The sequence below is a fragment of the Nocardiopsis dassonvillei genome (assembly GCF_964273065.1).
Classification (GTDB): Bacteria; Actinomycetota; Actinomycetes; order Streptosporangiales; family Streptosporangiaceae; genus Nocardiopsis; species Nocardiopsis dassonvillei_B.
This window is the reverse complement of record NZ_OZ186815.1, coordinates 3979453-4005118: the sequence shown is the minus strand read 5'-3', so window position 1 is coordinate 4005118 and position 25666 is coordinate 3979453. Positions and strand designations below refer to the sequence as shown.

Annotated in this window: 32 protein-coding genes; 21 read left to right on the top strand and 11 right to left on the bottom strand. The window is 73.1% G+C overall.

All coding sequences use genetic code 11. The features are described from left to right. Positions 1–44: 44 nt before the first annotated feature. Complete coding sequence (locus ACSUPR_RS17865; protein WP_436885749.1) at positions 45–665, bottom strand: YigZ family protein; 621 nt, start codon at positions 663–665, stop codon at positions 45–47. A 94-nt stretch (positions 666–759) separates the two neighbouring features. On the opposite strand from ACSUPR_RS17865, the gene ACSUPR_RS17860 reads away from it, so the two are divergent. The 3 genes from ACSUPR_RS17860 (at position 760) to ACSUPR_RS17850 (ending at position 2628) form a co-directional block, all read left to right on the top strand. Next, the gene (locus ACSUPR_RS17860; protein WP_436885748.1) at positions 760–1425 is read left to right on the top strand and encodes a helix-turn-helix transcriptional regulator; all 666 of its coding nucleotides are present in this window, start codon (positions 760–762) and stop codon (positions 1423–1425) included. A gap of 33 nt (positions 1426–1458) precedes the next feature. Beyond that, positions 1459–1926, top strand: coding sequence for a DUF3291 domain-containing protein (locus ACSUPR_RS17855; protein ID WP_436885747.1), 468 nt, complete (start codon positions 1459–1461; stop codon positions 1924–1926). Positions 1927–2004: 78 nt separating this feature from the next. Continuing rightward, entirely contained in the window at positions 2005–2628 is a 624-nt protein-coding gene (locus ACSUPR_RS17850) for a superoxide dismutase family protein (RefSeq protein ID WP_436885746.1), read from the top strand. A gap of 73 nt (positions 2629–2701) precedes the next feature. Here ACSUPR_RS17850 and ACSUPR_RS17845 read toward each other — a convergent pair whose 3' ends face one another. Continuing rightward, positions 2702–3442 carry a YidC/Oxa1 family membrane protein insertase gene (locus ACSUPR_RS17845; protein ID WP_436885745.1) on the bottom strand — a complete coding sequence of 247 codons (741 nt, stop codon included), beginning with the start codon at positions 3440–3442 and terminating at the stop codon, positions 2702–2704. A 102-nt stretch (positions 3443–3544) separates the two neighbouring features. Beyond that, positions 3545–3823, bottom strand: coding sequence for a DUF6412 domain-containing protein (locus tag ACSUPR_RS17840; RefSeq protein WP_436885744.1), 279 nt, complete (start codon positions 3821–3823; stop codon positions 3545–3547). 240 nt (positions 3824–4063) lie between these two features. Here ACSUPR_RS17840 and ACSUPR_RS17835 point away from each other — a divergent pair, with 240 nt between their 5' ends. Beyond that, positions 4064–4381 carry a hypothetical protein gene (locus ACSUPR_RS17835; RefSeq protein ID WP_436885743.1) on the top strand — a complete coding sequence of 106 codons (318 nt, stop codon included), beginning with the start codon at positions 4064–4066 and terminating at the stop codon, positions 4379–4381. Here the strand turns inward: ACSUPR_RS17835 and ACSUPR_RS17830 are convergent. Together ACSUPR_RS17830 and ACSUPR_RS17825 are read right to left on the bottom strand one after the other, a co-directional pair. Then, positions 4371–5318 carry a sugar kinase gene (locus tag ACSUPR_RS17830; RefSeq protein WP_436885742.1) on the bottom strand — a complete coding sequence of 316 codons (948 nt, stop codon included), beginning with the start codon at positions 5316–5318 and terminating at the stop codon, positions 4371–4373. The genes ACSUPR_RS17835 and ACSUPR_RS17830 overlap by 11 nt on opposite strands. After that, a complete protein-coding gene (locus ACSUPR_RS17825) occupies positions 5315–6937 on the bottom strand; it encodes an N-acyl-D-amino-acid deacylase family protein (RefSeq protein WP_436885741.1) in 1623 nt (540 codons plus the stop codon). The genes ACSUPR_RS17830 and ACSUPR_RS17825 overlap by 4 nt, the downstream gene beginning before the upstream one ends. A gap of 243 nt (positions 6938–7180) precedes the next feature. Here ACSUPR_RS17825 and ACSUPR_RS17820 point away from each other — a divergent pair, with 243 nt between their 5' ends. The 12 genes from ACSUPR_RS17820 (at position 7181) to ACSUPR_RS17765 (ending at position 14391) form a co-directional block, all read left to right on the top strand. Beyond that, positions 7181–7561, top strand: a complete 381-nt coding sequence (locus ACSUPR_RS17820; RefSeq protein WP_436885740.1) for a RidA family protein — start codon at positions 7181–7183, stop codon at positions 7559–7561. Between the two features lie 570 nt (positions 7562–8131). Then, complete coding sequence (locus ACSUPR_RS17815; protein WP_436885739.1) at positions 8132–8437, top strand: gas vesicle protein; 306 nt, start codon at positions 8132–8134, stop codon at positions 8435–8437. Between the two features lie 63 nt (positions 8438–8500). Then, the gene (locus ACSUPR_RS17810; RefSeq protein WP_436885738.1) at positions 8501–8920 is read left to right on the top strand and encodes a gas vesicle structural protein GvpA; all 420 of its coding nucleotides are present in this window, start codon (positions 8501–8503) and stop codon (positions 8918–8920) included. Then, on the top strand, positions 8917–9648 hold the full coding sequence (locus tag ACSUPR_RS17805) for a GvpL/GvpF family gas vesicle protein (protein WP_436885737.1): 732 nt from the start codon (positions 8917–8919) through the stop codon (positions 9646–9648). The genes ACSUPR_RS17810 and ACSUPR_RS17805 overlap by 4 nt, the downstream gene beginning before the upstream one ends. Before the next feature lie 37 nt (positions 9649–9685). Next, positions 9686–9943: a gas vesicle protein GvpG gene (locus tag ACSUPR_RS17800; protein WP_436885736.1), complete on the top strand. Its 258-nt coding sequence runs from the start codon at positions 9686–9688 to the stop codon at positions 9941–9943. Between the two features lie 11 nt (positions 9944–9954). Next, positions 9955–10557, top strand: a complete 603-nt coding sequence (locus ACSUPR_RS17795) for a hypothetical protein (protein ID WP_436885735.1) — start codon at positions 9955–9957, stop codon at positions 10555–10557. Next, positions 10544–11836: an SRPBCC family protein gene (locus ACSUPR_RS17790; protein ID WP_436885734.1), complete on the top strand. Its 1293-nt coding sequence runs from the start codon at positions 10544–10546 to the stop codon at positions 11834–11836. The genes ACSUPR_RS17795 and ACSUPR_RS17790 overlap by 14 nt, the downstream gene beginning before the upstream one ends. A gap of 97 nt (positions 11837–11933) precedes the next feature. Further along, the gene (gvpJ, locus tag ACSUPR_RS17785) at positions 11934–12356 is read left to right on the top strand and encodes a gas vesicle protein GvpJ (RefSeq protein WP_436885733.1); all 423 of its coding nucleotides are present in this window, start codon (positions 11934–11936) and stop codon (positions 12354–12356) included. Further along, positions 12343–13137, top strand: a complete 795-nt coding sequence (locus tag ACSUPR_RS17780; RefSeq protein WP_436885732.1) for a GvpL/GvpF family gas vesicle protein — start codon at positions 12343–12345, stop codon at positions 13135–13137. Before gvpJ ends, ACSUPR_RS17780 begins: the two co-directional genes overlap by 14 nt. 74 nt (positions 13138–13211) lie before the next feature. Continuing rightward, entirely contained in the window at positions 13212–13436 is a 225-nt protein-coding gene (locus ACSUPR_RS17775; protein ID WP_436892046.1) for a gas vesicle protein, read from the top strand. A 29-nt stretch (positions 13437–13465) separates the two neighbouring features. Next, complete coding sequence (locus ACSUPR_RS17770) at positions 13466–13930, top strand: gas vesicle protein K (RefSeq protein ID WP_436885731.1); 465 nt, start codon at positions 13466–13468, stop codon at positions 13928–13930. 272 nt (positions 13931–14202) lie between these two features. Next, the gene (locus ACSUPR_RS17765; protein WP_436885730.1) at positions 14203–14391 is read left to right on the top strand and encodes a CsbD family protein; all 189 of its coding nucleotides are present in this window, start codon (positions 14203–14205) and stop codon (positions 14389–14391) included. Positions 14392–14542: 151 nt separating this feature from the next. On the opposite strand, the gene ACSUPR_RS17760 is transcribed toward ACSUPR_RS17765, so the two are convergent. Both ACSUPR_RS17760 and ACSUPR_RS17755 read right to left on the bottom strand, forming a co-directional pair. Further along, the gene (locus tag ACSUPR_RS17760; protein ID WP_436885729.1) at positions 14543–15229 is read right to left on the bottom strand and encodes a class I SAM-dependent methyltransferase; all 687 of its coding nucleotides are present in this window, start codon (positions 15227–15229) and stop codon (positions 14543–14545) included. Positions 15230–15290: 61 nt separating this feature from the next. Beyond that, a complete protein-coding gene (locus ACSUPR_RS17755) occupies positions 15291–15881 on the bottom strand; it encodes a TetR/AcrR family transcriptional regulator (protein ID WP_436885728.1) in 591 nt (196 codons plus the stop codon). Positions 15882–16078: 197 nt separating this feature from the next. Between ACSUPR_RS17755 and ACSUPR_RS17750 the strand changes: the two genes are divergently transcribed. Beyond that, positions 16079–17773: an MDR family MFS transporter gene (locus ACSUPR_RS17750; RefSeq protein ID WP_436885727.1), complete on the top strand. Its 1695-nt coding sequence runs from the start codon at positions 16079–16081 to the stop codon at positions 17771–17773. On the opposite strand, the gene ACSUPR_RS17745 is transcribed toward ACSUPR_RS17750, so the two are convergent. Beyond that, the gene (locus ACSUPR_RS17745; RefSeq protein ID WP_436885726.1) at positions 17770–18219 is read right to left on the bottom strand and encodes an N-acetyltransferase family protein; all 450 of its coding nucleotides are present in this window, start codon (positions 18217–18219) and stop codon (positions 17770–17772) included. The two genes, ACSUPR_RS17750 and ACSUPR_RS17745, sit on opposite strands and share 4 nt — an antisense overlap. A 123-nt stretch (positions 18220–18342) precedes the next feature. Continuing rightward, the gene (locus tag ACSUPR_RS17740; RefSeq protein WP_436892045.1) at positions 18343–19587 is read right to left on the bottom strand and encodes a cell division protein DivIVA; all 1245 of its coding nucleotides are present in this window, start codon (positions 19585–19587) and stop codon (positions 18343–18345) included. A gap of 389 nt (positions 19588–19976) precedes the next feature. Here ACSUPR_RS17740 and ACSUPR_RS17735 point away from each other — a divergent pair, with 389 nt between their 5' ends. Continuing rightward, on the top strand, positions 19977–20534 hold the full coding sequence (locus ACSUPR_RS17735) for a gamma carbonic anhydrase family protein (protein ID WP_436885725.1): 558 nt from the start codon (positions 19977–19979) through the stop codon (positions 20532–20534). Positions 20535–20648: 114 nt separating this feature from the next. Here ACSUPR_RS17735 and ACSUPR_RS17730 read toward each other — a convergent pair whose 3' ends face one another. Both ACSUPR_RS17730 and ACSUPR_RS17725 read right to left on the bottom strand, forming a co-directional pair. Next, entirely contained in the window at positions 20649–21539 is an 891-nt protein-coding gene (locus ACSUPR_RS17730) for an ABC transporter permease (protein ID WP_436885724.1), read from the bottom strand. Positions 21540–21577: 38 nt separating this feature from the next. Further along, a complete protein-coding gene (locus ACSUPR_RS17725) occupies positions 21578–22558 on the bottom strand; it encodes an ABC transporter ATP-binding protein (RefSeq protein ID WP_436885723.1) in 981 nt (326 codons plus the stop codon). A gap of 357 nt (positions 22559–22915) precedes the next feature. On the opposite strand from ACSUPR_RS17725, the gene ACSUPR_RS17720 reads away from it, so the two are divergent. Genes ACSUPR_RS17720 through ACSUPR_RS17710 form a run of 3 tightly spaced genes read left to right on the top strand, consistent with a single transcriptional unit; the run spans position 22916 to position 25663 of the window. After that, entirely contained in the window at positions 22916–23659 is a 744-nt protein-coding gene (locus ACSUPR_RS17720; RefSeq protein ID WP_436885722.1) for a class I SAM-dependent methyltransferase, read from the top strand. Then, the gene (lxmK, locus tag ACSUPR_RS17715) at positions 23649–24713 is read left to right on the top strand and encodes a class V lanthionine synthetase subunit LxmK (protein WP_436885721.1); all 1065 of its coding nucleotides are present in this window, start codon (positions 23649–23651) and stop codon (positions 24711–24713) included. The genes ACSUPR_RS17720 and lxmK overlap by 11 nt, the downstream gene beginning before the upstream one ends. After that, positions 24710–25663: a T3SS effector HopA1 family protein gene (locus ACSUPR_RS17710; RefSeq protein WP_436885720.1), complete on the top strand. Its 954-nt coding sequence runs from the start codon at positions 24710–24712 to the stop codon at positions 25661–25663. The genes lxmK and ACSUPR_RS17710 overlap by 4 nt, the downstream gene beginning before the upstream one ends. Positions 25664–25666 lie beyond the last annotated feature (3 nt).

The window sequence follows — 25666 nt, the reverse complement described above, 5'->3', positions numbered from 1 at the left end:
ACATACGGCCACCGGTCGTTACGGCGCCGTGAACCGCAGCCGGATCAGGGCTCCACGTCGACGACGGTGGTGCCGCGCACCTCCAGCCCGGCCCTCCCGCCGGTGAGCTCGGCGATGAGGAGCTCGAAGTCGGACAGCTCGGCCTCGGGCAGGGCCACCTCGACCCTGACCCGCCCCCCGTAGTCCACGCCGCGGACGTGGAAGCGGGAGTCGCGCAGGTCGCTCTCCAGGCGCCCGCCGATCACGTAGTCGGCGAACACGTCCACGACGAGCAGGCGGCGGCGCTCCAGCACCCCGAGCGCGTCGACGGCGGCGGACACGGCGCTGCCGTAGGCGCGGATGAGGCCGCCCGCACCCAGCTTGACCCCCCCGTAGTAGCGGGTGACGACGGCGGCGGTGTCGGTCATCCCGCGGTGGCGCAGTACTTCGAGCATGGGCACGCCGGCGGTCCCGGCGGGCTCGCCGTCGTCGCTGGAGCGCTGGATCCCGCCGTCCTCGCCGAGGATGTACGCGGTGCAGTTGTGGGTGGCGCTCCAGTGCTCCCTGCGCCGCCGGGCGATGAACTCCCGGGCGGCCTCCTCGTCGGCCACCCGGGCCAGGGCGCAGAGGAAGCGGGAGCGCTTGATCTCCAGCTCGTGCTCGCCGTCGCGTCTGATCGTTCGCATGTCGCCTGTTCGGACGGGGTCTGGTGTGGGCCCGTCCAGTCTCCCATCCGGCTCCGCGCCCGCCGCACCCGCCGCGGGCGCGGACAATGGGGGCATGGACGACTCCTCGATCGACGCCGCCGGGGCCCTGGCCGATCCGCTGCGGCGCAGGCTGTACGAGTTCGTGGTGGAGTCGGGCGGCGAGGTGGGCCGCGCCGAGGCCGCGGAGGCGCTGGGCATCCAGCGGACGCTGGCCGCGCACCACCTGGACCGGCTGGCCGAGGCCGGGCTGCTGGAGACCGCGCGGCGGCGGCTGACCGGCCGGGAGGGGCCGGGGGCGGGGCGCCCGGCCAAGCTGTACCGGCGGGCCGACCGGGAGCTGTCGGTGAACCTGCCGCCGCGCGACTACGGGCTGGCGGCGCGCGTGCTGGCGGAGGCGGTGGAGCGGCACGGCGCCGAGGAGGCGCTGCACGCGGCCGCCCGCGAGGAGGGGCGGCGCATCGCCCGGGAGTCGGCGGCCGGCTCCCTGCCGGGGCTGCTGCGCGAGCGCGGCTACGAACCGGAGGAGATCGGGGACGCCGAGCCCGGCGGGGGCGGCCTGCGCCTGCGCAACTGCCCGTTCCACGCCCTGGCCCGGGAGTTCCCGCCGCTGGCCTGCGGCCTGAACCTGGAGCTGCTGCGGGGGGTGCTGGAGGAGTGCGGGCAGGACGGCGACCGGGCCCGGCTGGACCCGGCGGCGGGGCGGTGCTGCGTGGTCATTTCTAAAAACAAAAAATATTGACATAGAGACCGGGGCCGTGGTGCGATACTCCGCATGAGCGACCCCCGCCCCGGCCACCAGCTGGCCCAGTTCAACGTCGGCCGTCTCCGGGCACCCCTCTCCGACCCCTCCATGGAGGGGTTCACGTCACAGATCGAGCCGGTCAACCTCCTGGCCGAGAAGGCGCCCGGCTTCGTGTGGCGGCTGGTCGAGGAGGGCAAGGAGGACGCCACCGGCCTGCGCCCCTTCGGTGACTCCCACCTGGTCAACTACTCGGTGTGGGAGGACGTGCAGGCCCTGTGGGACTTCACCTACCGCACCGACCACCTTGAGCTGCTGCGCGGACGGCGGCGGTGGTTCGACCGGTCGGAGGCCCCGCACCTGGTCCTGTGGTGGATTCCGAGCGGTACGATCCCGAGTGTCGAGGAGGCCGGGAGGCGTCTCGACCTGTTGCGCGAACGCGGCCCCTCCCCCGAGGCCTTCACTCTCAGGACGCACTTCCCTCCCCCTTCGACACCCTGACTCCGCACTCGCAGCGATGAGTGAATCGCTTTGGGTAACCTTGCGGACGACCGTCGAGAAACCACCGGGAGTTCCGTCATGCGCACGCCACCGCTCGCCGTAGGCGCCCTGGCCCTGACCGCGTTGCTCGCCACCGGGTGCTCCGGGGACGCGGGCGAGGGCGGGGACGGCTCGGCCTCCCCGCAGAGCCCGGCCGGCGTCCAGCCGACCGCCTCCCCCAGCGTCACCGCCGGGATCTTCATGCCCCCGGGGGAGAGCCAGGCCGCCATCACCTACGACGAGACCGCCGTGCCCGAGGGCGCCACCTCCGACGTCCAGGTGCGCGTCCAGGAGGGCTCGACGTCCGTGCAGTTCACCGGGACCGGGCTGGAGGCCGACCGCGACTTCGGCGCCCACGTGCACACGCAGCCCTGCGGCGACGCGCCCGAGGACGCCGGCCCGCACTACCAGAACGACCCGGACCCGGCCGCCGACGCGGAGAACCCCTCCACCGACCCGGCCTACGCCAACCCCGAGAACGAGGTCTGGCTGGACTTCACCACCGACGAGTCCGGCGCCGCCACGGTCAGCGCCACGATGCCCTGGGAGTTCCGCGAGGGCGAGGCCAACTCCCTGGTCCTGCACGAGAAGCACACCGCGACCGAGCACGGCGAGGCGGGCACCGCGGGCGACCGCCTCGCCTGTGTCAGCGTCGCATTCTGACGCCCCGCCCCCGGGGCCTCCGGAACCCCGGCGGGCGCCCCCGCCCGGGCCTCCCGGAGCCCCCGCGCCGGGGTCACCGCCCGGCGGGCCGGGCGGGCTCGGCGGGCTCGGGGAGGACCCGGCGCAGCAGCAGCCGCTCCCCGAGGGCCCAGGCCCCCGAGACCAGCAGGTACAGGCCCGCGGCCAGCGGCACGAACACCGCGATGGCCACGGTCGTGAACGGCAGGTAGGAGAGCGGGCCGCGGGCCATGCGCTCGGCCTCGGGGGTGACGGCGGGCATCGGCAGGTAGCGGCGCGAGGCCCACGCCACCAGCGCCAGCAGGACGAGCAGCAGCCCGAACACGAGCGCACCCGCCCACCCGTCGCCGGCCAGGGCCGCCGTCGGGGTGGCGCCCAGCGCCACCCCGGCCAGCGTGTGCTCCAGCAGCGCGCCGCCGCCGGGGCCCTGGCCGATGAACACCCCGTACAGGGCGATGACGACGGGCAGCTGCGCGAGCGAGGGCAGGCAGCCCGCCAGCGGCGAGGTGCCCGCCTCGGCGTACGCCTTCTGCTGGGCGGCGACCAGCTTCTGCGGGTCCTCGCGGTAGCGGGCCGTGATCTCGGCCAGCCGGGGCGCGATGCGCAGGCGTGCCTTCTCGGCGCGCACCTGCGCCACCCCCACGGGCACGAGCAGCAGGCGGACGGCGACGGTCAGGGCCACCACGGCCAGGGCCGCGGCCGGTTCTCCCGCCAGGGGGGCGAAGAACGCGGTGAGCGCGGTCAGGACCGCGGTGAGCAGGGACATGACGGCCGAGATCGGCCACACGGAGTACACGGTGGAACGGACCCTTCGTCCAGGAGGAAAAGAACGGACGTCGGGCCGCCCGGGACGCCGAAGGGGCGTTCGGGAACGACGGGCTCGGATGCCGGGCGGCCGCTACCGGGCCGCGCCGGGCGCCCTGGGACGCGGTCGGCCCGCCGCGTCGGGGTCGCACAGGGCCGGGACCGGGGACCGCTCCGAGCGGCGGCGCATCGCGCCCGCCCGCCCGGCCGTGGTGTCGCAGACGGGGACCGTGGAGAAGCCGTACGCCAGGTACCCGGCGAGGGCGGCGCCCACCACGACGAACAGCAGCGCCATGGGGGCGGAGGGCAGGAGGTCGGGGCCCGGTCCCACGAGAAGGAGCTCGGCGAGGAACAGCAGCAGCGCGTTGGCCATGTCGCCCTCCCCGCCTCATGTCGTGAGTGTCACGGACCGCATTCCGGCAAATCCTATCCGGACCCCCCATGTCCGTCGACATTCCGGTCCCCGCCTGGAGAAATCCGCCGACACTCCGGCGGCGCTCCCCTCGTTTCCGCCGCGCGTGTAGCTAAATGACCCCTGTAGCCACGTGACAGAGCGTGATCAGGAACTCGCCGGGCGGCACGCCGGGCGAGACCGGCCGTGAAGGGGAACCCCGTGCCGATTCGCCCCGCGAACCTCGCCACCATGTCCGCGACCATCGCCGGAGCGATCGCCGGGATGTCCAGCCGGGAGGACCAGGCCCCTCCGGTGAGGATCACCTTCGAGTCCGGCTACCAGCAGACCGTGGAGCAGGGCGGCTGCCGCGCCCTCAAGACCGGCCAGGGCGGGGTCACCGCCATCGCCACCGAGGCCAAGGTCAAGTTCGCGCTGTTCGCCGGGACCAGCTGCCAGGGCAGCCGGGCGCTCGCCTCCGGACACGGCAGCGTCAGCTTCGGAGACCCGGTCCTGGCAGGCGCCATCGTCATCGGCTGACCGGGCCGCCCGACCGGATCTCCGCCACGTCCCCGGGCGGGGTCTCCAGGGTGTCGCCGCGCGAGCGCAGCACCGCGCCGGCCACCGCGTGGCCCAGGCGCAGCCGCCGACGCACCGGCAGGCCGTCCAGCAGCCCCGACAGGAACCCGGCCGCGAACGCGTCACCCGCCCCCACCGCCTCGACCACCTCCACCGCGGGGGAGGGCTCGAAGACGGCGTCCTCCCCGGAGAAGCAGGTCGCCCCGTGCTCGGCGTCCTTGACCACCAGGGCCGGGACCTCCGGCAGGACCGCGCGCACGTCCTCGGCGGTGGGCGTGCCCCACAGGCGCTCGGCCTCGTCCCTGCCGACGAACACGATGTCGGCGCGCCGGGCCAGGTCCAGCAGTACCGGGGCGGCGACCCGGGCGGGCCACAGCGCGGGCCGGTGGTTGACGTCGAAGGAGCGCAGGGTGTCGCCCTCGGCCCGACCGGTCAGCAGGTGCTCGACCAGGGCGGCGGCCCGGGCGGACAGCGCCGGGGTGATCCCGGACAGGTGGACCAGCCGGGCCCCGCGCGACCACACCCGGTCGGCGTCGGCGGCGGACAGCGCCGAGGCGGCCGATCCGGAGCGGTAGTAGAGGACCCCGGCGCCGCCGGGCCCGGTGTCCTTGACGTACACGCCGGTGGGGCGGTCGGGGTCCACGGCCACGCCGCGCACGTCCACGCCCCACCGGGCGACCGCGTCGGTGACGATCCGCCCGAAGGGGTCGTCGCCGACCCGGCTGACCCAGGCGGCGGTGTGCCCCAGGCGGGCCAGGGCGACGGCGACGTTGGACTCGGCTCCGCCGGTGCCCAGGGTGAGGCTCGCGCCCGCCGTGAGCGGTTCGGTGCTGTGCAGCACCGCCATGGTCTCGCCGACGCAGACCGCGTCGGGCCGGGTCTGGGGGGGTGTGCTCATCGCCGTTCCCTTCGGACGGAGCGGCCGGGCAGGAGGTCGGTTCGGCGCCCGTCGCGGACGGTGAACTCCCCGGCGACGAGGACGTGCTCGATACCGACCGGGGGGAGGCGGGGATCGTCGTAGGTGGCGCGGGCGTCGACGGTGTCGGGGTCGAACACCACCAGGTCCGCGACCGCGCCGAGGTGGACCGCGCCGCGGTCGCTCAGGCCGAGGCGGCGGGCGGGGCGCGAGGTGAGGTGGCGGACGCACTCCTCGAGGCTGAGCACCCCGAGTTCGCGCACGTAGTGGCCGAGGTAGCGGGGGAAGGTGCCCCAGCCGCGGGGGTGGGGCCTGGCGCCCACGAGGATGCCGTCGCTCCCGGCGGTGTGGGAGCTGTGGCGCATGATGGTGCGGATGTTCTCCTCGTTGCCGACCTGGAGCAGGCAGCCGCTGCGCAGCTCGTCCCGGACGAGGAGCTCCATGTACAGGTCGCCCGCCTCGCGGCCGCGCCGGGCGGCGAGCTCGGCGACGGACGCGCCGACCGCCCAGGACAGGGAGGGGTCGGCGGTGCCGGTGACGACGATCGCGGTCCAGTCCATGGGGATGCCGTGGTTGCCGTCGGTGCCCTCCACCTCGATCTCGTGGAGGATGCGGGCGCGGGTGGCGGGGTCGCGCAGGCGCTCCAGGGTGGCGGCGGTACCGCCGGCCTGCGCCCAGCCGGGCAGGGGCGCGCCCAGGTAGGTGGCGCTGGCCCGGTAGGGGTAGGAGTCGAGGGTGACGTCGAGGCCGTGGCGGACGGTGGCCTCGTCGATGGCGTCCAGGACCTCGGGGGCCCGGCCCCGGTTCTGCGGGAAGTTGACGTGGCAGTGCGCCAGGTGCAGGGCGACCTGGGCGCGCCGGGCGACGTCCAGGCACTCCTGGTAGGACTCGACGACCCGGGAGCCGTAGTTGCGGTGGTGGGGGCAGTAGTAGCCGCCCGCCTCGCGGACGGGGGCCAGCAGGGCGACGATCTCGTCGTCGGTGGCGTACATGCCGGGGGTGTAGGTGAGCCCGCTGGACATCCCGTGGGCGCCCTCGGCCATGCCGCGGGCGACGATGGCGCGCATGCGGTCGAGTTCCGCCGCGGTGGGCGCGCGGTCCTCGCCGCCCAGGACGGCCATCCGGACGTTGCCCTGCGGGACCAGGTGGGCGACGTTGACGGGCGCTCCGGCGTCGACCCGGTCGAGGTACTCGCCGATGCCGCGCCAGGCGTGGTCCAGGTCGGGGGTGCCGTTCCAGCCCGCGAGCCGGGCGCGCAGCTCCTCGACGGTGTCGTCGGTGACGGGGGCGTAGCCCAGGCCGTCCTGCCCGACGACCTCCAGGGTGACCCCCTGGAGGACCTTGGCCTCGTGCCCGGGGTCGGCCAGGACGGCCAGGTCCGAGTGGGAGTGCATGTCGATGAAGCCGGGGGCCAGGACGCGTCCGGAGATGTCGACGACCTCGGCGGGCCCGCCGCCGCCGGTGCCGGTCATCCGGCGGCCGGAGCCGGGCGGGACGATGTGGACGATGCGGTCGCCGCGCAGGACGACGTCGGCCGGTCTGGAGGGCCCGCCGGTACCGTCGACCACCCGGCCCCCGGCCAATACGGTCTCGGACTGCACTGTTCCTCCGTTCAGGGGGCCGACCGGTCGGGGTGTGTCGTCGACCGGATGCCGGTGGGGCCAAGATACGCTGCCGGGAACAAAATTGGTAACTTTGTTTCTAATAGGCGTGATCCGGGCCACCCCGCTGGTCGGCATGTGCACCGGTGTGCGCATACGCATGTGCATTCGTAAGAACGCCGGTAAAGGCATTATCGACCAGGCGGGCCCCGCACGCGAGACCCGACCACAAGGAGATCAAGGATGTCCAAGAAGGCGGTCCGCACGGACCACGCCCCCGCCCCCGCCGGTGCCTACAGCCAGGGGATCGTGGCGGGAGGGTTCCTGTTCACCGCGGGCTTCGGCCCGCAGGACCCGGAGACCGGCGAGGTGGCCGCCACCGTCGGGGAGCAGACCCGCCAGGTGCTGGCCAACATCTCCGCGGTCCTGGCCGAGCACGGCCTGACCCTCGACGACGTCGTCAAGACCACGGTGCACCTGGAGCACCTCAAGCGCGACTTCGCCGAGTACAACGCGGTGTACGAGCAGCACTTCACCGCCCCCTACCCGGTGCGCACCACCGTGGGCTCCGACCTGGCCGACATCCTGGTGGAGATCGACGTCGTCGCCAAGCTGCGCGACTAGTGCCCGTGCGGGGCGGCGTCTCCGGTGGGGGCGCCGCCCCGGTGCGTTCCCGGGCACGCGCCGGAGGCCACCAGGCCCCCGGGCGCTCCCGGCCCGTCCGTCGGCCCCCGCCCCGCTCCCCCGCCCCTCCGCGAGAACATGACCCGGCCCCGCCCCTCCGCGGGCGCACGACCCGGCACCCGCCCGGGCCGCCTCCGTGCCGCGGGCGCCGTGCCGACGCCTCCCCGCGCCGCGGGCGCACACGACCGACGGGGTCCGGACGGCCCGACCCCCACCGCGGTCCACAGCCGCAGCCGCGGTCCGCAGGCGTCCGAACCCGCGGCGGGTCCGCCCGCGCCGCCGCACGGCCGGGCCCGCGCGTTCCCGGCCGGCCCGCGCCGCCGCCCCGGATCCGCCCCTCCCCCCGGCCCGGACCGGCCCGCGCCGCCTCCGGCGCCCGGGAAAAACGAATCCGCCGCACCGGTGACCCGCCCTTGACCTGGAACATGTTTGGCTTGAGTCCTTGGGGCTAGTCGTCGGAAAAGACATGCCATGGCAAGGAAAAGTCGGTAATGGACCGCCGGGAGATCCATGAGTCAGGACGACAGGGACCAGAAGTCGTCCTCGCGCGCAGAAGGGCGGAAGTCGATGATGCGTCGCCTGCGCGAGGCCCAGGAACAGTTCGAGGAACTCACCGGGCTGGAGGTCGAAGGCGTCTCCGGCTTCGAGTCGTCGGACGACGGCTGGGACCTGACCCTCGAGGTCATAGAGCTGCGCCGCATCCCCGACACGGTGAGTCTCCTGGCCACGTACTCCGTCCAGATCGACTCGGACGGAGAGCTTCAGGGCTACCGGCGCACCAAGCGCTACACCCGGGGCCGGGCCGACGGCCAATGAGGCGAGGAAACAGGAAGAGCGTGTCCGACCACAGGAAAGACCATACGAGAAAGGGAGATTCCGATGACGGTGATGCAGCAGTCATCCGGGGGCGGCCGAAGCTCGGGCAACCTTTATGAGGTCCTGGACCTCATTCTGGACAAGGGGCTGGTGATCGACGTGTTCGCCCGGGTCTCGCTCGTGGGCATCGAACTGCTCACGGTCGACGTGCGGATCGTGGTGGCCAGCGTCGACACCTACCTGCGCTTCGCGGAGGCGTGCAACCGCCTGGACCTCACCAGCAGCGGCGGCGCGGGCCTCCCCGACCTGGTCAACGGAGGCATGGAGAAGGGCGCCCGCAGCAAGTCCAAGGGCGCGCTCAGCGGCGCGGCCGAGGCCATCTCCGACACCTTCTCCAGCGGGAAGTCGGAGGAGAAGGAGAAGCAGCCCGCCCGCTCCTCCCGCCGCCGCACCTCGAGCAAGAAGGAGGAGGAAGAGGAGTGAGCACCTACGTCTACGGGATCGTCCGTGACAGGAAGGCCCTCGACGGGATGAAGCTGAGCGGCGTGGGCGAGGAGGGGGCCCCGGTCCGCTTCGTCCGCAGCCACGGTGTGGCCGCCGCCGTCAGCGACGCCCCCGAGGGGCTCCGGGCGAAGCGGCGGGACCTCACCGCCCACCAGAACGTGCTCCAGGACCTGGCCGAGGCGGGCTCCGTCCTGCCCCTGCGCTTCGGTTCCCTGAGCGAGGACGACGAGGCCGTGGCCGCTGAGCTCGCCCGGTCGGCGGACCACTACTCCGAACTGCTCGACCGGCTCCAGGACCGTGTGGAGTTCAACGTCAAGGCCGAGCACGTCGAGGAGGCCGTGCTGGCCGAGGCGCTGCGCGGCGACGAGGGCCTGCGGGCCGAGAACGAGGCCCTGCGCAAGGCCGGGGGCGGGACCCCCGGTGAGCGCATGGCCTTCGGCGAACGGGTCCACCACGCGGTGGAGGAGCTGCGCCGGAGGGACGCCGACGCCGTCCTGCGGCCGCTGAAGGCCTTCGCCGACAGCGTCAGCGAGAACGACCCGGTGGGGGCGTCCTTCACGAACTCCTCCTTCCTCGTTCCCCGGGACCGCGTCGAGGACTTCCTGAAGGAGGCGGCGCGGCTCCAGCAGGAGGCGGGCTCCTACATGGAGGTCCGGGTCAACGGCCCCCTGCCCCCGTACAGCTTCGTGACCCCTCCTCCGAACTGACCGTCCGGACCGGGACCGGCCCGGACCGAGGAGCGACATGGGAATTCTCAGTTCCATCCTCAGCGCCCCCCTGGCGCCCGTCCGCTTCGTCGACTGGACGATGAACCAGGTGGTGAGCGCGGCGGAGCGGGAGGTGTACGACCCGGCCCGCATCCGCTCCGAGCTCGCGGAACTGTCCGACCGCCTCGACCGCGGCGAGATCTCCGAGAGCGATTTCGACCTAGCCGAGGACGAACTGCTGGACCGGCTGGAAGAGGCCGAGGAGTTCCAGCGGGAGTCCGCGCGAGACCAGTGAGGTGAGACCAGGTGGGGGACACAGCCAAAATCGTGGCCGCGGTGGCGGGCGGTTACGTCCTGGGACGACGGAAGAAGCTGAAGCTCGCCATCGGGCTCGGCCTCTACCTGGGGGCGAAGAAGCTCGACATCGATCCCCGCAAGCTCGGACGGGAGCTGCTCAAGGAGGTCTCCTCCCTGCCCGCGGTCGGTGAGCTGAAGCTCCAGTCCCGCGAGCAGCTGGTCGAGGCCGGCAGGACGGCGGTGGGCAACCTCGCCGACAAGTGGGCCGGCGACCTGGCCGGGGCCCTCGAAGGCCGGACCTCGCGCCTGCGTGAGGGCCTCGCGCCCGAGAAGGGCGGCTCCGAGGAGGCCGAGGACGACGCACCGGACTCCGAGTCCGGGTCGGCCCCGGAGGACGGGGGCTCCCCGGAGGACGGGGGCTCGTCGAAGGAGGAGGGCTCGTCGAAGGACGGAGCCGCCGGAGGGAAGGGGACCCGCAAGCGCGGGCGGGCCCGGTCCGGGGCCGAACGGGCCGGAAGCGCCGCCAAGCGCACCGCGGGCACCGCACGCAAGACCGCCTCCCGGCGCAAGCGCGCCGCCGATGACGGGGGAGAGGACCGTGACGAAGACTGAGGACGGCCCGCTGGCGCGTCTGCGGGCCGCGGCCGACGACCACGAGGGGACGTCCCGGCTCGCCGACGCCCTCCAGGACTACCTCTCGGTCAAGGCGAGCACCCTGGTCCACGGGGCCGCGCGCAGGCTCGGCGCCGCCGTGGAACGCCTCGGCTCCGGGGAGGCCTCCGCCTCCCCGGTCGCCGCCGAGGTGGGGAGCAGGCTCGCGGAGGGGAAGAACCCCGCGAGCGCCCTCGTCTCCGGCGGGGCCAAGGGGCTCGGCCGCAAGGTCGGCCGGGCCTTCCGCGGGAAGGACTCCGGGTCGGACGGGAAACCGCCGGTGGTCATCACCGAGGACCTCGACGTGGGCGTTCCCGTCCGGGTGGCCTACGACCAGTGGACCCGCCTCTCGGAGTTCGGCACGTTCACCAGGGGCGTGCGGAACGTGGAGCGGACCGGCGACGCCTCCTCCCACTGGGAGGGCAAGATCTTCTGGTCCAGCCGCAGCTGGGACGCCGTGGTCACCGAGCAGGTCCAGGACGAGCGGATCGCGTGGTCCACGGAGAGCGACAAGGGCACGATGCGGGGGGTCGTCACCTTCCACCCCCTGGGACCGTCCCTGACCCGGGTCCTGCTGCTCATCGAATACCGGCCCAAGGGCTTCATGGAGCACACCGGCAACCTGTGGCGGGCCCAGGGCAGGCGCGTGCGCGCGGACTTCAAGAACTACCGGCGCCGGGTGATGATGCTCGGCCGCGAAGGGGAGCACGAGGTCGAGGGCTGGCGCGGCGAGATCCGCGGAGGCGAGGTGGTCCTCTCGCACGAGGACGCCCTCGACCTGGAGGAGGCGGGCCTCACCGCGCAGGAGTGGGCCGAACTCGAGGACCTGTCCCCCGAGGAGCGTGAGGAGCTCGCCGGCCTCGACGCCGAGGAGCGGGACGCGCTCGCCGCACTGTCCGCCGAGCGCGGGGAGGACGGCTCCGCGGACGCGGAGGCCGGGACCGACGGGGAGTTCGAGGACGAGGCGGACGAGTCCGAGGAGGACGGGCCCGCCGGGGACGAGGACCTCGAGGAGGAGGAAGAGCCCGCCGGGGACGAGGACCTCGAGGAGGAGGAAGAGCCCGCCGGGGACGAGGACCTCGAGGAGGAAGAGCCCGTCGAGGACGAGGACCTCGAGGAAGAAGAGCCCGTCGAGGACGAGGACGCCGAGGAAGAAGAGCCCGTCGAGGAGGAGGACGCGGATGACCTGGAGGACGAGGAGGAGTTCGACGATGACGAGGAGGAGCCCGAGCCTCGCTGAGAGGGGGCGTCCGGCGCAGCGGGCCTCGGCTCCGCCGCCGGGCGTGCGCACGTGACACCGGACCCGCGGAGGCAGCGCGGACGAAGGACCGATACCCATGAGTGAACCCACACCCTGGCGGGGCGGTCCCAGCGAGATCCGCCCCTCGGGAAGGGCGTCGTCCGCCAATCTGGCCGACGTCCTGGAACGCGTTCTCGACAAGGGCGTCGTGATCGCGGGCGACATCAAGATCAACCTGCTGGACATCGAACTCCTCACGGTCAAGCTCAGGCTTCTCGTCGCCTCGGTCGACAAGGCCAAGGAGATGGGCATCGACTGGTGGGAGCACGACCCGGCGCTGTCCTCCGGCGCCTCCCGGCGCCGCAACGACGAGCTGGCCGCGGAGAACGAGCAGCTGCGCGAGCGCCTCGCGGCCCTGGAGGAGCACCGGACGGAACAGGTGGAGGCGCCCGGAGCGGCCGCCTCCGAAGAGGACGCGGAGACGAGACGGCTGGAGGAGGACGGCCATGGACCGGCCTGAGCAGGCGAGTTACGCCTACGCCGTGTGTCGGCCCTTCGACCCCCGGGAGATCGACGGGCTCACCGGTGTGGGCGGCCATCCCGTCCACCTCGTCACCCGGGGCGGGCTCGCCGCTGTGGTCAGCACCGTCCCCGCCGACGAGTTCGACGAACAGGCCCTGCGCACCAGGCTGGAGGACCTCCGGTGGCTGGAGGAGGTCGCGCGGGCGCACCACGGTGTCGTTGACGGGGTGGCCGCGCGGTCGGTGACCGCCCCCCTGAGGCTGGCCACCGTCTACCGGAGCGACGACCGGGTGCGGGAGGTGCTCGACGAGAACGCCGCGGCCTTCGCGGAGACCCTGGACTCCCTGGCGGGCAGGGTCGAGTTCGGGGTGAAGGTCTACGCCGAGGCGGCCCGCCCGGCGCGCACCCCCGAACCCGCGGCCCCCCTCCCGGGGGAGAGCCCGGGCAAGGCTTATCTGCGCAGGCGCAGGGAGCAGCGCGACCGGCGCGACGACACCTGGGAGAAGGCGTCCGACCTGTGCGAGCGCGTCGCCCGGACCCTGGAGGGGCACTCCCTCGCCCAGGTACGGCACCAGCCGCAGAACGCGGCCCTGTCGGAGGCCTCCGGCGAGAACGTCATGAACAACGCCTACCTCGTGGACCGGGGGCGGGCGGCGGAGTTCGTCGGGACCGTGGAGGCGCTGGCGGCCGGGGCGCCGGAGGGCACCAGGGTGGAGGCCTCCGGGCCGTGGACCCCCTATTCGTTCGCGTCCCTGCGTACGGACGGGGAGGGAACGTGAGCCCGGAGCCCCGGGAGGGGGAAGTGCGGCCGACGAACGGCTCCCCCTTCGGAGAGGCCCACTCCCTGACCACGATGCTCGACGAGGACCACCCCCTGGCCAACCGCGAGATCTCCCTGGTCGACCTCCTCGACAGGGTCCTGGCCAAGGGAGTGATGATCACCGGGGACGTGACCGTGTCCATCGCGGACGTGGACCTCGTCAGGATCTCCCTGCGCGCGCTGGTCTCGTCGATCAACGAGGACGTGCCCTCGCCCTGGGAGCACGGCCACCCCCTGAGCGGGTGGATACGGCCATGACGGGAACCCGTCCGGGAAGAGGTGAAGCGATGTCGGAAACGAACGGACGCCCTCCTCGGGCCGCGGCCCCCGCGGGCGCGGACGAGGCGGAGGAGGACCGCGCGAACGCTGTGGACGGCGTCCTCGCTCCGCTCCAGGACGTTCTGGACGCGACGGCGGAGCGGCGGGAGGACGGCCCGGGGGCGTACTCCGGTTCGGCCCGGCAGCGGCTCCGGCACCGCATCGAGACCGAGCCCGACACGGTCGAGCGCGACCTGATCAAGCTCGTGCTCACCGTGGTCGAGCTCGTGCGGCAGCTCATGGAGAGGCAGGCCCTGAGGCGCGTGGACCAGGGTGACCTCACCGAGGACCAGGAGGAGCGGATCGGCATGACCCTCATGCTGCTGGAGGAGCGCATGACCGAGCTGCGCGACCGCTACGGCCTCACCGCCGCCGACCTCAACCTGGACCTGGGGCCGCTGGGCTCCCTGCTGCCGCGGGGCCCCGAGGAGTAGGGGCCGCGGGCGACGGCGGACCGGGCCGGGCGGCCCGGTCCCTCCGGCGTGCGCCCCGCCCGGGAGGGCCCTTCCGGGCGCCTCCGTGCACGTCCGGCCTCCGTGCGGCCCGCACCGGACCGCGCTCCCGGTTCCGGTCGGACGTCCGGGCCCCTGACCGGCGAATCCACGGGATTCGTTCCGCTTTTCATGAAATTCTTCCCGGTTTCCCGCATGAAAGCCCCGGAAAGGGTCAGGGGAATACACAGTCGAGCAAAAAGGAGGTTAACGAGATGTCCGAGACCAACAAGGCCAAGGCCAAGGCTTACGAGACCAAGGGAACCGCCAAGGAGGGCCTGGGCAAGGCCACCGGTAACCGCAGGATGGAAACCGAGGGCAAGGCCGAGAAAAAGGCCGGGAAGGCCGCGCAGGCCGGCGAGAAGGCGCGCGAGGCCGTGACGCCCGACCGCAAGCGCCTCTGAGGCCGGGCCGGAGCGGAGCCCCCGGCACGCACTCCGCCGCGGTGGGGCCGCCTCCCCGGCCCCCGGCGTAGAGAAGCGGACCCGGGCGCGGCTCCGCCCGGTCCGAAAGCCCGCCCGCCGTTCGTGCGCGAACGGCGGGCGGGCCGTGTCGTCAGCCGTTCCGGCGGGCGCGCAGGACGATGTCGTGGATGGTGTACTCGGTCCCGCCGTAGACGGCCGGGCGCGGCCGCTCCTCCAGCGTCACCGTCTCCCAGCGGTCGCCGGGCACCAGGTCCGCCATCTCCTCCAGGGTCGGGAACATCTCCGGCCACGGCGGGCGCGGCACCCCGTCCTCCAGGTCGCGCAGCGCGTGGGAGACCAGCAGCAGGGTCCCGCCCGGGGCGACGGCGGCGGCCATACCGGCGAAGACCCGGTTGCGCTGCTCCGGGCGCAGCGGAAGGTAGTGGGAGGCCACCAGGTCGTAGGCGCCCCGCGGGGGCTCCCACCCCGAGATGTCGGTCCGCCGCCAGGTGATCCGCGCGGCGGCGTCGGGCGCCTGTTCGGCGACCCGGGCGGCCGCCTTCTCCAGGGCCACCGCGGAGATGTCCGTGGCGGTCACCTCCCAGCCGCGCTCGGCCAGCCACCGGGCGTCGTCGCCCTCGCCGCTGCCGACCTCCAGGGCCCGGCCGGGGGCCAGGCCGGCGGCCTCGGCCACCAGTGCGAGGTTGGGGTTCCCGCTCCATATCCGCTCCGGGGCGGAGAAGCGCTCGTCCCAGTACTCCGCGCGGAACATCTCCGGCGGGGGCGTGTCGGGGAACTGCTCGTCGGTCATGTGGACCACCTCCGGGTCCAGCCTCACCGGCGGCACTCCTCCGACGCCAATTCCGTTGCCGTTCCGGCAAAGGTCCGCGAAGGCCCGGTCACTCCCCGCCGAAGTCCGCCAGGCAGAGGTCGAGCAGCGCCTCGAGGCGCAGGGTCAGGGCCTCCCGCTCCTGGGCGCGCAGCGCCGTGGCGCCCTCCACCAGGCGGACCCGGGTGAGGCCGAGCATGAGCGCGGTCACCAGGGAGGCGTGGGCGCGGGCGTCGGTGCCGCCGCCGAGGTAGGCCTCCAGCGGGTCGAGCAGGGCGCTGGTGATGCGCGCCTGGTAGACGGCCTGGAGGTCGGGGTCGCCCGCCGAGTGGTCCAGGGCCCGCTGGAGGGCGCTGCTCTCGCCGTGCAGGCGGCTCACCGCGTGCTCGGCCAGCCGCCGGGTGAGGGTGTCCCGGTCGCCCTCGATGAGGCCGGGGAAGACGCCGTCCTCGCGCAGGATCTCGGTGAGCAGGCCGCGCTTGGCCCCGAAGTAGCGGTTGATCAGAGCGACGTTCACCCCGGCGTGCGCGGCGATCTTGCGCGAGGACACGGCGCCGTAGCCCTCTTCGGTGAAGAGCTCCCGGGCACTGGCCAGGATGCGCTCCCGGGTGGCCTCGCGGCCGCGGGCGGGCCCGGGACCGCTTCCGTCCGTACCGTCCATCTCCACACCCTCCGGCGGACCTGCTCCGACTGTCGGGTTCCAGGTTGGCACCCCGGCCGCCCGTTCGCCTACCGAAACGGGGGCAGCGATACCGACTTGACAACGTCAACAGCGTTTACCTATACCAGAGGGAGGACCTCCCGCCCCCGGCAGTGCGCCGCGGGGCCTTTCGTGTGTGTCCGGGATGAGAGATCTCGTTGGAACAGGCAGTGCGCACCAAGTCCGTCACCCGTGCCCCGGAACCGCCGGACCCCCACGCCCAGGACCTCCCCTCCCGCAGGGTCGTCCGGCGCATCATGGTGGGCCTCGTCCTGGCGATGCTCACCTCGATGCTCACCAACTCCATCGTCGGCACCGCACTGCCGACGATCATGGGCGAGCTCGGCGGGCAGGACCGGCTGCCCTGGGTGGCGACCGCGGCCCTCCTCACCATGACGGCCTCCACCCCCGTGTGGGGCAAGCTGTCCGACATCTGGGGCCGCAAGCCGCTGTTCCAGATCTCACTGGGCATCTTCATCGTGGCGTCCGTGGCGGCCGGGCTCGCCCAGGACATCAACTGGCTCATCGCCGCCCGCGCTCTCCAGGGCCTGGGCGTGGGCGGGCTGGCCACCCTGCCCAACATCATCCTGGGCGACGTGGTGTCCGCGCGCGAGCGCGGGCGCTACAGCGGGCTCATCGGCATGGTGTTCGGGGTGTCCACGGTGCTGGGACCGCTGGTCGGCGGGTTCCTGGTGGACAGCCCGCTGGGGTGGCGCTGGTGCTTCCTCATCACGGTGCCGCTGGCGGTCTTCGCCTTCGTGGTCATCCAGTTCATGTTCACCATGCCCTTCGTGCCCCGGCGCGACGCCCCGGTCGACCACACCGGGGCGGCGCTGATCTTCGGGGCGGCCAGCACCGTGATCGTGCTGCTCAGCCTGGGTGGGACCCAGATCGCCTGGACGTCGCCCCTGGCGGTCGGCCTGGGCGCCGCCGCGGTGCTGCTGACGGCGGGCGCGGCGGTCGTGGAGCGGCGGGCGCGCGAGGCGATCATCCCCGCCCGGCTGTTCCGGGACCGGACGTTCGTGCTGGCGTCGGCGGCGTCGGTGTGCGTGGGCATGATGATGTTCGGCCTGATCATCTACATGCCGCAGTTCCTGCAGATGGTCCACGGGATGAGCCCGACCGTGTCCGGGATGATGACGCTGCCGCTGGTGGCGTCGTTCCTGGTCACCTCGATCGGCTCCGGGTACGCGGTGAGCGGCAGCGGCCGGTGGAAGGCGTACCCGGTCGTGGGCATGCTCCTGTGCGTCGCCGGGTTCGTGCTGCTCTCCGCGGCGCACCTGGACCCGGGGCTGACCCTGGTGGTCGTCGGGCAGGCGCTGGTGGGCCTGGGCTTCGGGCTGAACATGCAGCTCCTGCTGCTGGCGACACAGAGTTCGCTGCCCACCGCGGACATGGCGGCGGGCACGGCGTCGGTGGTGTTCTTCCGCAACCTGGGCGGGGCCACCGGCGTGGCCGCGTTCGGCGCGGTGATGGTGGGGCGCCTGAACAGCGAGCTGGAGGCCGCGACAGCGGCGGCCGGCGAGCGGGCGGCGGCCGACGCCGCGGCCGGGACCGACTCGGGCGCGGCCGCGCTCGCGGAGCAGCTGGCCGGGGCGGGCCGGGCCGCCCAGGGGTCCCCGGAGCTGGTGCACACGCTGCCGGGTCCGGTGCGCGACGTGATCGTGGGCGCATTCGACCACGCGATGCAGGGGGTCTTCATGGCGGGCGTGCCCATCGCCGTGCTGGGCCTGGTCGCGGTCGCGTTCATGCGGGGGGTGCCGCTGCGCGGCGGCCCCCGGGCGGAGTCCGCCGCAGAGGGCGACCAGGGCAGGTCCCCCGGGCGCCCCCGGGTGGTCCGCGGAACACCCTAGAGGTAGCGGCGGAAGCCCTGGGCGGAGTCGGAGAAGCCGAGGGCCCTGTAGAACTCGTGCGCGCCGTGCCTGCTCTCGTGGGACAGCAGCTCCACCTTGTAGCACCCGGCCCGGGAGGCGCGGTCCAGCGCGTCCTCCATGAGCGCGCGGCCGATGCCGCGGCGGCGCAGGTTCGGGTCGACGACGAGGTTGTCCGCCACCGCCCAGGGCTGGGCGTCGTGGGTGAGGTTGGCGACGACCAGCAGGTCGAGGGTGCCGATGATCTGGCCCCGCTGCTCGGCCACCAGGACGGTGCGGTCCGGGTCGTTCTCCATCCGGGTCCAGGCGCGCACGGCGGCGGAGGACATGCGGACGTGAGCGCTCTGCGTGTGGTTCGTGTCACCGAGCTCGCGGAGGAGACGCAGAATCGCACCGAGGTCGGACCGGATGGCCGCGCGGATAATCATGGCTTCCGGAATCGTAGCCGACCTCCTGCGACAAGGCGGACGTCACCCTACAACCGGACATAAAACACCAAGGGTGGGGACCTCGGTCCCCACCCCGGGATGGTCACGCACGCGGCGTCGGCGCTACGGCTTGCGGATGACGCGCACGCCCTCCTCGCCCGCCGGAGGGCGGCCGCCCTCCGGGTGCCGGTAGATACCGGTGATGCCGGGGTCGCCGCCGGTCTCCGCGGGAGCCGGGGCCTGCGGACCGGGTACCTGCGGACCGGGCGCCTGCGGGCCCTCGGGGGCGGGTCCGGTGAACCGGGCTCCCTGCGGGGGTCGCGGGCCCTGGCCCTGCGGCCCCTGGCCCTGCGGTCCCTGCCCCTTGGGCTCCTGGCCCTGCGGCTTGGGGTTGGGCTTGATCCGCACCGTGGTCTCGTCCGGGACCTCCGGGAGGGAGGTGATCCGGATGGTCGCCTCGTCCGGGGCCGGCTCAGCGGTCTCGGGCGCGGCCGGGCCGGCGGCCTTCGCCTCGGGCCCGGACTCCGGCTCGGCCCGCTCGGGCGCCTTGGCGGGCCCGGGCTTGGCGGACTCGGGAGCCTTGACGGCCGCGACCGGCTCGGGCTTCGGCCCGACCTGCCCCGGGGCCTTGGCGGGCTCCGCCTTGACCGGCTCCGCGGCCTTGGCCGCGGGCTTGGCGGCGGGCTTGGGCTCCGGCCGGGCCGGGGACGTGCTCTCCTCGCGGGTCAGGCCGGTGTCCAGCGCGCCCGCCTTGTCCTCGGCCGAGACCAGGTCCGCCAGGGTGGCGTGCATGTCGCGCAGCCGCCGCAGGGCCTCGGCATGGGTCGCGGTCAGCGTGGCGAGCCTGCGGTCGGCGGTGTCGTGGATCTTCTTGGCCCGCGCCTCGGCCTCGCCCAGGCGGCGCTCGCCCTCCTGCTTGGCCTGCTCGCGGAGCTGCTCGGACTCCTTCTTGGCACCGGAGACCATCTCGTTGGCCTCCGCGCGCGCGGAGGAGATGATCCGCTCGGCGTGGTCCTCGGCGTCCTTGCGGAGCTTGGCGATCTCCTCCTGGGCCCGCTTCCTGGACTCGGCGACCTCGGCTTCCACCTTGCCCCGGCGCTCGCTGGCCTCCTCCTCCGCGATGCGGAGGATCTCGGCCATGCGCTCGCTGATCTGCTCGTGCTCGGGCTTGGTCTGGGCCTTCTCCCGGGCGACCGCCAGGTCGCGCTTGTACTGCTCGAGCTCGTCGTCCATCTGGTTGAGACGCTGGCGCAGGCTCTGGTTGTCGTTGTTCAGACGGATGAAGCGCTCGTCGACCGACGCCTTGTCGTAACCGCCCTTGCGCACCGTCGGGAACATGTCCTGTTGCAGACCGCTACCCGGCAACATATCGCTCATGTGCCTTTCATGTCCTAGTACACCGTCAGAGGCTGCACATCGCAGCAGGTGAAAGTTGCCCCGTACCCAATTGTCCGGTGAACACCCGCAAGCCCATGTAAAGCATGGCCTGTAGACGAGTGTCCCTTTTCACCGCTTCCACAGTCGCACGAGGGGGACGACCGGGCGCGGAACGCCACACAGTGGACGACCGAACGACCACGGTAGGCACACGCCGCGATGTCCCGTCAAGAGCCCCGGAGGGGACATCGGCATGCGGCCTCCGATCACGTTCTTACTAAGGTATGCGCGATCATCCCCGCGCGGGGGCGGAGCGGTCAACTTCCCTCCCTCCCGCCGCGGAGATCACTCATATCCCCACCTACAGGGAGGACGACGACATGGGCAGTGGGATCGAAGACCGCGGTCCGGGCCCCGGGCCCAGGATCGGCGAGGCCGGGTTCGGGACCCCGCGGATCCACCCCGACGCCTGGATCGCCCCGGGCGCCGTCGTGGTCGGCCGCGTCCGGCTGGGCGCCGACAGCAGCGTCTGGTACGGGTCGGTCCTGCGCGCCGACACCGAGGACATCGTGGTGGGCGAGCGCGTGAACATCCAGGACCAGTGCGGCCTGCACTCCGACCCCGGCCAGCCGGTGGAGCTGCACGACGGCGTCAGCCTGGGCCACAAGGCGATGGTGCACGGCGCGGTCGTCGAGGAGGGCTCCCTCATCGGCATCGGCGCGATCGTCATGGGCGGGGCCCGGGTGGGCCGGGGCGCGTTCGTCGCCGCGGGCGCGCTGGTGCCGCCGGGCAAGACGGTGCCGCCCGGCACCCTCTGGGCGGGCGTCCCCGGCAAGGTCGTGCGCGAGCTCAACGACGACGACCGGGCCGTCCTGGAGTACACCTCCGTCCACTACGCGCAGCTGGCGAAGGAGCACGCCGGGGTCACCTGGCGCTGACGGTGCGGCCGCGCCGCCCGGTGCGGGGGGGCGGAACGGCGGAGCGGGCCCGGGAGCACACGACGCCGTGCGCTCCCGGGCCCGCTCCGTCCTCGCGGCGGGGGGACCCGTTCCTCAGGACCGCCGGGGGTCCCAGCGGAAGAAGCGGTGGACCAGGAACGCGAACACCGCGATCCAGAAGAGCTGCACGCCGACGGCCGGCAGGGCGGTGCCCCACAGCTCCAGGAGGCCGGCGTCCCTCAGCTCGCCGATGGAGGAGAAGGCGTCCGCGCCCAGGAAGCCGGACCGCAGCATGTCCACGGCCGGGGCGATCGGCAGGAAGCGCAGGGCGGAGGCCAGGGAGTCGGGCATGACGTCCAGCGGGATCATCACGCCGCCCACGACCAGCATGCCGAGCATCGGCACCATGGCCACCATCTGCGCGGTCTCGCCGTTGCGGACGAGCGGGGAGATCAGGGTGCCCAGCAGGGCCATGGACACCGAGGACAGCAGCAGCGCCAGCACCATCATCACGGGGTCGGCGGGGAGCCGGTCCGCCATCACCGAGACGAGGCCGATGAAGACCGCGCCCACCGCCAGGCAGAGCAGTGTGACCAGCGTGACCATGGACGCGTACACCGCCGCCGGACGCACCCCGCTCACGCGCAGCCGCTTGAGGACGAGGGCCTCGCGGCGCAGGGTCAGGACGTTGGCGGGGTGGACCAGGCCCAGGGTGGTGGCGATCGCGACCAGGACGCCGGGCAGCAGGTAGTGGACGGACAGGACGCCGGGCACCAGTTCCTGGGGCTCCATCACCGCGAAGGGGAGCAGGAAGGCACCGGGCAGGGCCAGGTACATCAGTGCGGTCTTGTACCGCAGGAAGAGCCGGAACTCGGTCCTGACGAGGACGGCGACCTGCTGGAGCAGGCCGCTGGGGCGGCGGGTCGCGGGGACGGCGGGCTCGGGGTCGGCGGCGGGGGCCGTCGCGGCCTCGCGCGCCGAGCCGGGGAGGAGGGTGTGCGTCATGGAGGTGCTCCTGATTCCGTAGCGGGTGGATCGGGGGACTACTCGTCGCCCTCGTCGGCGATGCGGAGGAACACGTCCTCCAGCGTCACGCCGCGGACCTGGAGGTCGGCGAGCTCCACGTCGTTGTCGCGCGCCCAGTCGACCAGAGGGGCCAGCGCCCGGTAGGCGCGGTGCGGGCCGGCCTCGCCGCGCACCGTGTAGGACACGTGGAGGTGCCCCTCCCGGGTCTCCAGGCCGGGGCGGTGCCCGGCCAGGGCCGGCAGGTCGGCGCTGCGGACGCGCTCGGGGACCCGGAAGCCGACGTGGTCGCCGTACTCGGAGAGGACGGACGAGATGGTGCCCTCCACCCGGATCTCGCCGCGGTGCATGATGGCGAGCCGGTCGGCGAGCTGCTCGACCTCGTCCAGGTAGTGGGTGGTGAGCAGGATCGCGGTGCCCTGCTCCTTGAGGTCGGAGATGATCTTCCAGGTGTCCCGGCGGCCCTCGGGGTCCATGCCGGTGGTCGGCTCGTCGAGGTAGAGCACCTCGGGCCGGGTGACCAGCGCCGAGGCCAGGTCCAGGCGGCGCTTCTCACCGCCGGAGAGCTGGCGGACCATGGTGTCCGCCTTGTGCGCCAGGCCCACCGTCTCCAGGAGCTCCGCGGCGTCGCGCGGGTCGGAGGCCAGGCCGACCGTGAAGTCCAGCGTCTCGCGGACCGTCAGGTCGTCGAAGAGCCCGCTGCCCTGGAGGACGGCGTTGGCGCGCTCGCGGATCTCCGCGGGCTGGCCGTAGGGGTCCACGCCGAACACCCGGACGGTGCCCGCGCTGGGACGGCGGAAGCCCTCCAGCGTCTCGATGGTGGTGGTCTTGCCGGCGCCGTTGGTGCCCAACAGGCCGAACAGCTCGCCGGGCCGGATCTCGAAGGAGATCCCCTTGACGGCCTCGAAGTCGCCGTAGCGCTGGCGCAGGTCCCGGACCTCGACGACGGCGCCGCCGGCCTCCCGGTCGTTTTCCTTGTGCTTTTTCGCTGTTTCTACCATGCCTCCTTTTCTACCCCTCCGACCGCGCGGAATCAATATCTTTCCCCCCGCCCGAGCGCGAAGCACAAAAGGTTTTTTCGCACACTGCCCGAACGGCCGAAAATATACTTGAACCAAAGTCGAGGACCTAGCCAATCCTTCGACCAAGAACGCTGTGACCTGCGAGGATCACACCATAGCAAACCCACGCGCAAAGCGCGCCAAACCCGTCGAAAAATCCTTCGACCTTGGCTTGGGAAAGCAGTGGAAATACGGACAGCGCAATCTTCGCGGCGCGGGCCCAAGATGGTGTCAACGCAAGAACGGAACACGACGAAGGCGAACGGGAAAGGACAGGGCGGTTCCGCCCGGAGAGCCATGCAGACGGCGAATACTTACGGGGACTCCCTCGCGGGGGTCTACGACATGATCTACCCGGCGAGCCCCCTGGCCGACCAGGCCGCGGAGTTCATCGCGGGACTGGCCCCGGGCGGCAGCGTCCTCGAGCTGGGCGTGGGCACCGGCCGGGTGGCCCTGCCGATGGCGGCCCGGGGGCTGAAGGTCACCGGGATCGACGCCTCCGAGGAGATGCTCCGCAAGCTGCGGGAGAACGACCCCGAGGGCCGGATCACCGCCGTGGTCGGCGACTTCTCCGAGGAACTGCCCGAGGGCTCCTTCGACGTCACGGTCAACCCGCTCAACACGCTCTGCATGATCAGCGACGCCGAGAAGCAGCTCGACACGCTCCGCCTGATGCGCTCCCGCACCGCCGACGACGGGGTGGTGGTCCTGGAGACCTACAACCCGCTCGTCTACCACGGCCTGGACGAGGGCACCAAGACCGAGGCCCAGCACCTCCAGGACGGCCAGGTCGGCCTCTACACGACCTACGTCGACCGGATGGCGCAGCTCGCGGTCATCGTCCGCACCTTCGTCGGCGGCGAGGAGTCCTCCCGGCTGGTCGAGCTGAGCCGCTACGTCTGGCCCTCCGAGCTCGACCTCATGGCCCGCCTGGCCGGCCTGCGCCTGCGCGAGCGGTACGCGGGCTGGGGCCGGGAGCCCCTCACCCACCACAGCCAGTCCTTCGTGTCCGTCTACGAGGTGAACACCGATGGCGAGTAACCGCACCACCTTCGACCCCATCCCGTTGGAGGACGTCCCCGAGGTCACCGCCCTGCTGGAGCGGATCGGCTTCGGCGGGTTCGTCGAGGACACCCTCACCTCCTACCTGGGCCGCAACGACATCTGGGCCGGCGAGACCGAATCCGGTGAGGGCGTGTTCGTCAAGCGCCTCAACGGGCCGGCCGAGGACGTCCGCGCCCGACTGGAGCGCATCGCCCTGGTGGACGGGCTCATCGACGGCGTCCCCGACCTGTCCAGCCCCCGTGTCCACGCCGTGGACACCGAGCACGGCCTCGCCGCCTTCGAACTCCTGGAGGACGTGGTCAACGGAGCCGACCTGGCCCGGGACGACCTCTTCACCGAGGAGATGTCCGAGCAGGCCGGACGCGCCCTGGCGGCCCTCCACTCCCTGGAGGTCCCCGCGGAGCTGCTGGCCGGCGGGCGCAGCCCGGCACCGCCGCGCTCCCTCGACTCGATCGACCTGGAGACGTACGCGGCCGCCAGCGCGGGCGAACTGGACCTGTGGCGACTGCTGCACGACGACGGCGAGGTGGCGGCGGCCCTGTCCGCTCCGCCCGGCCCCGCAGAGCGGCACCGCACCTCGGTCGTCCACGGCGACCTGCGGCTGGACCAGTTCCTCAGTGACGGGGACGTCCTGTACCTCGGCGACTGGGAGGAGATCCGCGCCGGAGACCCGGCCTTCGACCTCGGCGCCTTCGCCGGCGAGTGGCTGCACCGCGGCGTCATGGCGATGACCTCCTCCCCCGAGGACCCGATCTCGGGCGGCGCCCGCCGGTTCGAGCTGCTGCGCAGCAACATCGAGGCCTTCTGGTCCGCCTACCTGGAGGCCCGGCCCGCGGCGCGCGGCGACATCGACCTGGCGGTCCGGGCCACGGCCTACGTCGGACACCACCTGTTCAACCGTGTGCTGGCCGCCGCCCAGCACGCCGCCTACCTGACCCCCCTGAACAAGGCCGCCGCGGGTGTGGGGCGACGCGCCCTGCTGAACCCGCAGGGCTACGCCCCCGCGATCGGATTCGGAGAACGAGTGTGAGTGCGACGACCACCGCGCCCCCGCTGGCGGAACCGCTGCGGGAGGCCCTGGACGAGATCACCTTCGCCCCGGACGGCAAGGCGGGCGAGGTCCGCGGACACCGGTTCGAGGGCGACGACGCCAAGCGCCTGACCGCGAGCCTGTCCCACTCCCTCTACCTGGCCCTGCACACCGGACGGCCGCACCGCGCGGCCAAGCGCAACCCGGCCGTCAGCGACCCCCGCATGGTCGAGGCCCTGCGGGAACGGGTCCCCCACGACACCAGCGTCCTGGAGGTCCCCGGCGTCGCCGGCGGGAGCGGACCGGACGAGATCGTCGTCCGCATGGGCGGCGTCCGGGTCCGGGTGCCCCGCGCCCGGGTCGAGGAGGCGGAGGGCGGGTCCCGCATCCGCATCCCCTCGGTCCTGCCGCGCCGCTCCCCCGGGTTCCTGATGGTCCACGGGTCGCGCGGGCACTCCCTGGACGGCGGGGAGATCCTCCGCCTGTACCTGAGCGTCCCCGAGCACCGCGACGCCCCCGGCGTCTGGGGCCGCACGCTCACCCTGCTGGAGGAGGCGGGCGTCCGCTACCAGGCCAAGGCCCTGTCCACCCGGTCGTCCTACCCGCGCAACGACGCGATCGTCGTCTACCTCGGGAGTTCCTCCTGGCCGGCGGTCCCCGCCCTGGCCGAGGGGCTGCGCGGCACCGCGGGGCTGGGCGCCGGCGCCTCCCTCTACACCGCACCGCTGGTGCCCGGCGTCGCCTGGGCCTGGGAGCCGGACGCCGAGCAGATGGGCGACCGCACGCTCAGCTTCGGCCAGCACCGCTCGCGGCTCGTCGCCGAGGGCCTGCTCCGGGCGGTGCGCGAGGGCACCGACCGCGCCGGGGAGGTGGCCCGCGCCCTGGACGAGGGCGGGGTCCCGCCCGACGCCCCGTACCGCGGGCACGGCTCGCCCGACATCGGCCTCTGACGG

What these genes read in the sequence shown, in the direction of transcription:
- ACSUPR_RS17865 (WP_436885749.1), bottom strand. Translation starts at nt 665, where the DNA reads ATGCGAACGATCAGACGCGACGGCGAGCACGAGCTGGAGATCAAGCGC.
- ACSUPR_RS17860 (WP_436885748.1), top strand. Translation starts at nt 760, where the DNA reads ATGGACGACTCCTCGATCGACGCCGCCGGGGCCCTGGCCGATCCGCTG.
- ACSUPR_RS17855 (WP_436885747.1), top strand. Translation starts at nt 1,459, where the DNA reads ATGAGCGACCCCCGCCCCGGCCACCAGCTGGCCCAGTTCAACGTCGGC.
- ACSUPR_RS17850 (WP_436885746.1), top strand. Translation starts at nt 2,005, where the DNA reads ATGCGCACGCCACCGCTCGCCGTAGGCGCCCTGGCCCTGACCGCGTTG.
- ACSUPR_RS17840 (WP_436885744.1), bottom strand. Translation starts at nt 3,823, where the DNA reads ATGGCCAACGCGCTGCTGCTGTTCCTCGCCGAGCTCCTTCTCGTGGGA.
- ACSUPR_RS17830 (WP_436885742.1), bottom strand. Translation starts at nt 5,318, where the DNA reads ATGAGCACACCCCCCCAGACCCGGCCCGACGCGGTCTGCGTCGGCGAG.
- ACSUPR_RS17820 (WP_436885740.1), top strand. Translation starts at nt 7,181, where the DNA reads ATGTCCAAGAAGGCGGTCCGCACGGACCACGCCCCCGCCCCCGCCGGT.
- ACSUPR_RS17815 (WP_436885739.1), top strand. Translation starts at nt 8,132, where the DNA reads ATGAGTCAGGACGACAGGGACCAGAAGTCGTCCTCGCGCGCAGAAGGG.
- ACSUPR_RS17810 (WP_436885738.1), top strand. Translation starts at nt 8,501, where the DNA reads ATGACGGTGATGCAGCAGTCATCCGGGGGCGGCCGAAGCTCGGGCAAC.
- ACSUPR_RS17800 (WP_436885736.1), top strand. Translation starts at nt 9,686, where the DNA reads ATGGGAATTCTCAGTTCCATCCTCAGCGCCCCCCTGGCGCCCGTCCGC.
- gvpJ (WP_436885733.1), top strand. Translation starts at nt 11,934, where the DNA reads ATGAGTGAACCCACACCCTGGCGGGGCGGTCCCAGCGAGATCCGCCCC.
- ACSUPR_RS17780 (WP_436885732.1), top strand. Translation starts at nt 12,343, where the DNA reads ATGGACCGGCCTGAGCAGGCGAGTTACGCCTACGCCGTGTGTCGGCCC.
- ACSUPR_RS17775 (WP_436892046.1), top strand. Translation starts at nt 13,212, where the DNA reads ATGCTCGACGAGGACCACCCCCTGGCCAACCGCGAGATCTCCCTGGTC.
- ACSUPR_RS17770 (WP_436885731.1), top strand. Translation starts at nt 13,466, where the DNA reads ATGTCGGAAACGAACGGACGCCCTCCTCGGGCCGCGGCCCCCGCGGGC.
- ACSUPR_RS17765 (WP_436885730.1), top strand. Translation starts at nt 14,203, where the DNA reads ATGTCCGAGACCAACAAGGCCAAGGCCAAGGCTTACGAGACCAAGGGA.
- ACSUPR_RS17755 (WP_436885728.1), bottom strand. Translation starts at nt 15,881, where the DNA reads ATGGACGGTACGGACGGAAGCGGTCCCGGGCCCGCCCGCGGCCGCGAG.
- ACSUPR_RS17745 (WP_436885726.1), bottom strand. Translation starts at nt 18,219, where the DNA reads ATGATTATCCGCGCGGCCATCCGGTCCGACCTCGGTGCGATTCTGCGT.
- ACSUPR_RS17740 (WP_436892045.1), bottom strand. Translation starts at nt 19,587, where the DNA reads ATGTTGCCGGGTAGCGGTCTGCAACAGGACATGTTCCCGACGGTGCGC.
- ACSUPR_RS17735 (WP_436885725.1), top strand. Translation starts at nt 19,977, where the DNA reads ATGGGCAGTGGGATCGAAGACCGCGGTCCGGGCCCCGGGCCCAGGATC.
- ACSUPR_RS17730 (WP_436885724.1), bottom strand. Translation starts at nt 21,539, where the DNA reads ATGACGCACACCCTCCTCCCCGGCTCGGCGCGCGAGGCCGCGACGGCC.
- ACSUPR_RS17725 (WP_436885723.1), bottom strand. Translation starts at nt 22,558, where the DNA reads ATGGTAGAAACAGCGAAAAAGCACAAGGAAAACGACCGGGAGGCCGGC.
- ACSUPR_RS17720 (WP_436885722.1), top strand. Translation starts at nt 22,916, where the DNA reads ATGCAGACGGCGAATACTTACGGGGACTCCCTCGCGGGGGTCTACGAC.
- lxmK (WP_436885721.1), top strand. Translation starts at nt 23,649, where the DNA reads ATGGCGAGTAACCGCACCACCTTCGACCCCATCCCGTTGGAGGACGTC.